Source organism: uncultured Mucilaginibacter sp., from assembly GCF_903913935.1.
GTDB lineage: Bacteria > Bacteroidota > Bacteroidia > Sphingobacteriales > Sphingobacteriaceae > Mucilaginibacter.
On sequence record NZ_CAIWNH010000123.1, the window covers coordinates 1 to 5,467 of the forward strand.

Annotated in this window: 5 protein-coding genes and 1 tRNA gene; 1 reads left to right on the forward strand and 5 read right to left on the reverse strand. The window is 41.7% G+C overall.

Features of this window, described 5'->3' with window-relative positions:
- The 5 genes from QZY09_RS04560 to kduI form a co-directional block, all read right to left on the reverse strand.
- On the reverse strand, positions 1-661 hold a 661-nt coding region (locus QZY09_RS04560), incomplete at its 3' end, for a DUF1080 domain-containing protein (RefSeq protein WP_295668738.1).
- Between the two features lie 28 nt (positions 662-689).
- Positions 690-1,424, reverse strand: a complete 735-nt coding sequence (locus QZY09_RS04565; protein ID WP_295668741.1) for a hypothetical protein — start codon at positions 1,422-1,424, stop codon at positions 690-692.
- Between the two features lie 33 nt (positions 1,425-1,457).
- Positions 1,458-2,786, reverse strand: a complete 1,329-nt coding sequence (locus QZY09_RS04570; RefSeq protein ID WP_295668743.1) for a Gfo/Idh/MocA family oxidoreductase — start codon at positions 2,784-2,786, stop codon at positions 1,458-1,460.
- Positions 2,787-2,925: 139 nt separating this feature from the next.
- Positions 2,926-3,741 (reverse strand): SDR family oxidoreductase, encoded by an 816-nt coding sequence (locus tag QZY09_RS04575; protein WP_295668746.1) that lies wholly within the window; start codon positions 3,739-3,741, stop codon positions 2,926-2,928.
- A gap of 4 nt (positions 3,742-3,745) precedes the next feature.
- Positions 3,746-4,576 (reverse strand): 5-dehydro-4-deoxy-D-glucuronate isomerase, encoded by an 831-nt coding sequence (kduI, locus tag QZY09_RS04580; protein WP_295668749.1) that lies wholly within the window; start codon positions 4,574-4,576, stop codon positions 3,746-3,748.
- Positions 4,577-5,275: 699 nt separating this feature from the next.
- On the opposite strand from kduI, the gene QZY09_RS04585 reads away from it, so the two are divergent.
- A tRNA-Pro gene (locus QZY09_RS04585) sits at positions 5,276-5,349 on the forward strand.
- Positions 5,350-5,467 lie beyond the last annotated feature (118 nt).

The following is a 5,467-nucleotide window of genomic DNA, read 5'->3' on the forward strand; positions in this document are numbered from 1 at the left end:
ATTTCAAGTTTTTAGTTTGGATACGCATATTTTTGAAATACACTTTTTTACCAGCCTGTTCCGGCGTGGTTACTGCATGAACCTGAAGGCCGATAAAGCCCTTGCTATCAACTGTATCAATCACATCGGCAACGGCAGTGCCATTTATCCATGTGCGCATCTCATTGCCAATACATTCAATGCGGATATGGTTATAAATACCCACCATGAAAGCATCTTTTGCTTTGGAATTCAGGTCGAGCGGGTAAATCCAGTCCCTGCGGCCTTCATCGTATACGCCCCCCGACCATTTCCTGTCCGAAGGATCTATCTCAAACTGCCTGCCATAAACTTTGCCTTTCCCGTTATTTCCCGCAGGGTCAAAATGACTGCGCACCTGAACCCCGGAATTGCTTAGCGGGCTCTCAATTTTGGTATCCAGCTCAAGGATAAAGTCGCCATACTCCTTTTCCGTCACCAAAAAAGTATTGCCGGAGTTTAATACAGTTGTACCTACGATGTTGCCATCCTCAACTTTATAGTCGGCAGTGCCGGCAAGGCGTTTCCAGCCTTTCAGGGTTTTGCCATCAAACAAAGATGGGGTGCTTTGAGCGTGAGATAATGATGGGATGATAATTGCTGCAAAAAGAAATACAACAATATTTATTATCGGTTTTTTCATGTTGATTTTATCTGATATAATTAGGGTCTTATTTTCTTAATGCTCTTTTAAAAAATTGAACTAACGAATTGCTATTTCGTGGCCTGTTTTCCAACTCGCCTTTAGCCAAATAATACTCATGTTCGAGATAAGATGATGGGCCGTAGCTTACGCATTCTTTTAATTTTTTATAATATCCGTCGACGTCCTCCGTCTCTAATATTTTGATAGCAGACACAAACTGCGCCTGGCACAATTGCCTCTCTCTTAGTATTGGAACATTTGCAACGTAAGAAATCAATTGTTCTTCTGTGATATCATTTAACAAATAATGACCAAGAGGCCCCGGATAATTAATGGAACGTTTAGATTTTAGCAGCTTTTTAATTGTTCTCACCGCCGTTTGCCTTAGTTTATCTTGTTTGGTTTTTATAGCGGCAAAGTACAAAAGCACTTGAGTATCAATCCCACCTGCGGCGTCTTGGTACATGCAATTTTGCGCATTTTCCCATAACTCGATTGCTTTTGACAAGTCACCGATTATCCAATTTGCAATGCCTGCACTTTGAAAATCGGAACTCGATTCACCTTTTTCAACTTCAATTAATTTTTCACTTAATTGAATAACGTCAAGATATCGTTTCAGATGAAATAATGCATAAACCTTGTTTCTTAAAGTAGGCGTAAAACCTTCCTCCGCATACTCCTCGTCAGCTTTTTGACATGCTTCTTCAAAATCATTATTTTGAACGAGAGACCAAACGGTTATTTTGGAGTTATCCATAGTTGATATTTTGATTGATTAGCCTGCGTTAAACTAAACTTTCACTTCCCACCCTTTTTCATATTCCCTGTGCCAAAGCTTCATCGCTTCCGGATCGTTCAAAATATGACCATTAGTCGGGTCGATATGTAAAACTCTGTCAACCCGGTAGGATATATTGCCCAATTGCGGCAATAATGTGGATTTAAACCCGGTTTCTATCGGGCAGTTTAGCTGTGTAACCCCGCGCACCGAATCCACAAAGTTCTTCATGTGCATGCCATCCAGCGCTTCGGTTGGGCTTACTTTATTGGTAGCATCTACCACCAAATCGTCCTTAACCTCTTTTACCAGTTTACTATCACCATCATAAACCGTGTAGCCATTGCCACCCTGGTAAAATATGGTTCCCTTGTGGCCATAAAAAATCACACCGCGGCCAAGGCCTTCAATATTAAAACCATTGCAGCTTCTCCCCTCCCATTCGGCGGCGGTATCATTTGGAAAATTATACAGGATATTTTGTGTATCAGGCGTTTGCCAGTCATCTTTAAAATGAAAACGGCCGCCGGTTGAAACTACCTTATTGGGAAAATCAACACCCAAACCCCAGCGGATCACATCCAACTCGTGCGTGCCGTTATTTAAAGCTTCGCCGGTACCCCAGTTCCAAAACCAATGCCAGTTATAATGGATAAGATTGTCCTGGTAAGGTTTGCGTGGCGCGGGGCCCTGCCAAAGCTCATAATCAAGGTTTGCCGGTACAGGCACCACTTTGCCAATGCCAATACTGGCCCGGTGATTGGTATACCAACCTTTTGCATAATAGGCGCGACCTATAATGCCATCGTGCAATTCCTTCACCATGGCCTGTACATTGGAGAACGAACGGCGCTGGCTGCCCATTTGTACCAGTTTATTGTACTTTTTGGCAGCCGCAACAGCCATCTCACCTTCATGAGGGTTATGGCTGCAAGGCTTTTCAACGTAAACATGTTTACCGGCCTGGCAGGCCATTATGGTTGCGGGGGCATGCCAATGATCGGGAGCGGCTATAACAATGGCATCCACATCCTTTTTCTCCAGCAGTTTCCGGATGTCGGTTATCCCTTCTGGCTTTTTGCCGGTCCGTTTATAAATATCGGCGATAGTACTCTGCACCACATTAGCATCTACATCACAGATATAACCGATCTCCACATTAGGAATTTTGGCGAAATTTTGGGCGAGGTAAGCTCCCCGGCTATGCGTCCCCATCATGCCAATCACCACCTTTTCATTGGGCGATCCTTTGAAAAAACCTGCGGCCTTCCCAAATTGAGGCGCCAGCAGGAAACTTGTTCCGGCTACCGATGTGCTTTTAATAAATTTCCGACGATCCATGTGTATTGGTTGATTATGTTAGATTAAGTTGATTAAGTTTTAAAAAACGTGCAATTTTTATAATCAATGTCTTTTATTTGTGGAAACGGAACGATTAACCCAATTAACTGAATCAACCACTCACTTAATCAACTTACTTCTATACCCCGCCGAATATAGAAAAGCCGCCATCCACGCAGATCATGGATCCGGTTACGAATGCCGAGGCGTCGCTTAACAACCAAACTAACGCACCTATTAATTCATCAGGGTGGCCAAATCTTTTAAACGGTGTGTTACGAATAACTTTTTCACCTCTTTCGGTATAACCGCCTTCTGGTTTTGTTAGCAGGTTCCTGTTTTGTTCGGTCAGGAAAAATCCCGGAGCCAGGGCGTTCATTCTTATGGCATCACCGTAACGGTTAGCTAGTTCTACCGCAAACCATTGGTTATAACAATCAACCGCCGCCTTACCCATATTATAGCCAAGCACTTTGGTGATCGCTCTTTTCGAGTTCATCGAGGAAATATTTACAATGCTCCCTTTACCGGTTTTGGCAATAGCCTCGCCGAATACTTGCGTTGGGTTAAGTGTACCCCATAAATTGAGGTCAAGCACTTGTTTCATCCCTTCCAGGTTCATACTGAAAATATCTTCATCCGGCTGTAAAACGCCCTGTGGCATATTACCGCCCGCGCCATTCACCAAACCGTCTATTTTGCCAAAAGCATCCATTATTTTGTGTTTGGCAGCGATAAGTTCATCTGTATTCAAAACGTCAGCGACCAGCGCCATTGCTGTGCCGCCATTGGCATTTATATGATCGGCACGCTCTTCGGCAACGTCTTTTTTTCTGCCTAATATACCTACAGTTCCGCCTGCCTCAACAATCCCGTTTACAAAAGCATTACCTAAAATACCGGTACCGCCGGTTACCACTATTACTTTTCCTTCTAATGAAAATTGGTTCGACATATATTTATTTTAAATCTGTTATTGAAATCGGGTCCATATCCGTATAATCCATATTCTCTCCGGCCATGCCCCAAATAAAATTATAATTGTGCGTACCGCAACCTGAATGTATACTCCATGGCGGTGAAACCACCGCCTCATAATTATTTAGCGTGATATGCCTTGTCTCCTGCCCTTCGCCCATAAAATGCATGATTTTTTGCCCGACCGGCAAGTCGAAATAAAAATAGGCTTCCATCCTCCTGTCGTGGGTATGTGCAGGCATGGTGTTCCACACACTGCCGGGTTGCAAAGTAGTAAGCCCCATTACCAGTTGGCAGCTTTTAATACCATCTGCATGAATATATTTATTAATTGTACGCAAATTTGCTGTGGCGGCGCTACCGGCATCTACTTTCGCGGCTTCGTCCATTGGCATTAACCTGGTTGGGAATGAAGCATGCGCCGGAGCCGAGAGTAAATAAAACACTGCTGGAGTATCACTGTCATTACTGGTAAACGTAACCCGTTTTTCGCCTTTGCCAATGTAAAGGCAATCAAATTTCTTCAGGCTGAATGACTTGTTATCCGCAGTAACTACCCCATCACCTGCCACATTAATAATCCCAATCTCCCTTCGCTCTAAAAAATATTCAGCTTTCAGGTTACCATAATTCCCGAGCTCAAGTTGTTCGGTTACTGGGTTGGCTGCGCCCACTATCATCCGGTCGTAGTGGGTATAAACACAATTTACGGTGTCTTTTGACACGATTTGATCAATCAAAAACCGCTCCCTGATCAAAGCAGTATCGTAATTTTTAAAATCACCGGCGTGTACGCTATCAAGAACTTTCAATTGGTTAGTTGATTAAGTTGAGTGGTTGATTAAGTGAGTGGTCAATGTTTAAGAATAGAAGGATATTTTAACTGATTCAACCTATTCTAACCTAATCAACCAATCAACTTGTTTCACGAAACCAAAGTTATCATTTACGATTACAAAATCTGGTAAAATAGTTTTTACAATGGGTTAATTTTTTGATGATATGAACATATCTGAAATGTTACAAATCTAAAATCGGACAGCGGGATGTTGATGAGAAATAAAAACAAGTAACTATACACTTAATTTATAGGGCAGTATTTAATAAATATTATTGGTAAATATTTTAACTTGTGATAGCTTTACAATAAAAGTGTCTTAATATTATTCATTAAAGTGACTGTTGTCAACATTATCCGTTAATATTTTATTAACTTTGATACAATTTGATAAATTTCCTGTATGCTAATGAGAACATTTTTATATTGGATACTTGTTTTCCTCGGTTTAGTTATTACTGTCGCTGTGGCAATGATGATAATTAACTGGAGTATAACAACACATTTATAAAACTTTCTAAATTCCCCTAACCTTTATCATGTTAAAAAAACGCGCTGCTTTTTTTAACATTAGGCTGTTTATTCACATTTCCGGTTAAGATACCCCCTGATAGAAACTTTATTTAAAAAAGATTTGCGGAGAAAGATTAAAATCTTACTTTTGCAGCCCCGACGGGGTGTAGCGTAGCCCGGTATCGCGCCACATTTGGGATGTGGAGGCCGCAGGTTCGAATCCTGCCACCCCGACTGCAAAAAGGCTCTTATTTAACGATAAGGGCCTTTCTTGTTTTCCAGAAGTACTTATTTTTGTGTACTATTGACCTAAATCCTATCAGACATCTCTCAGATTTATCAACTTTCTCAG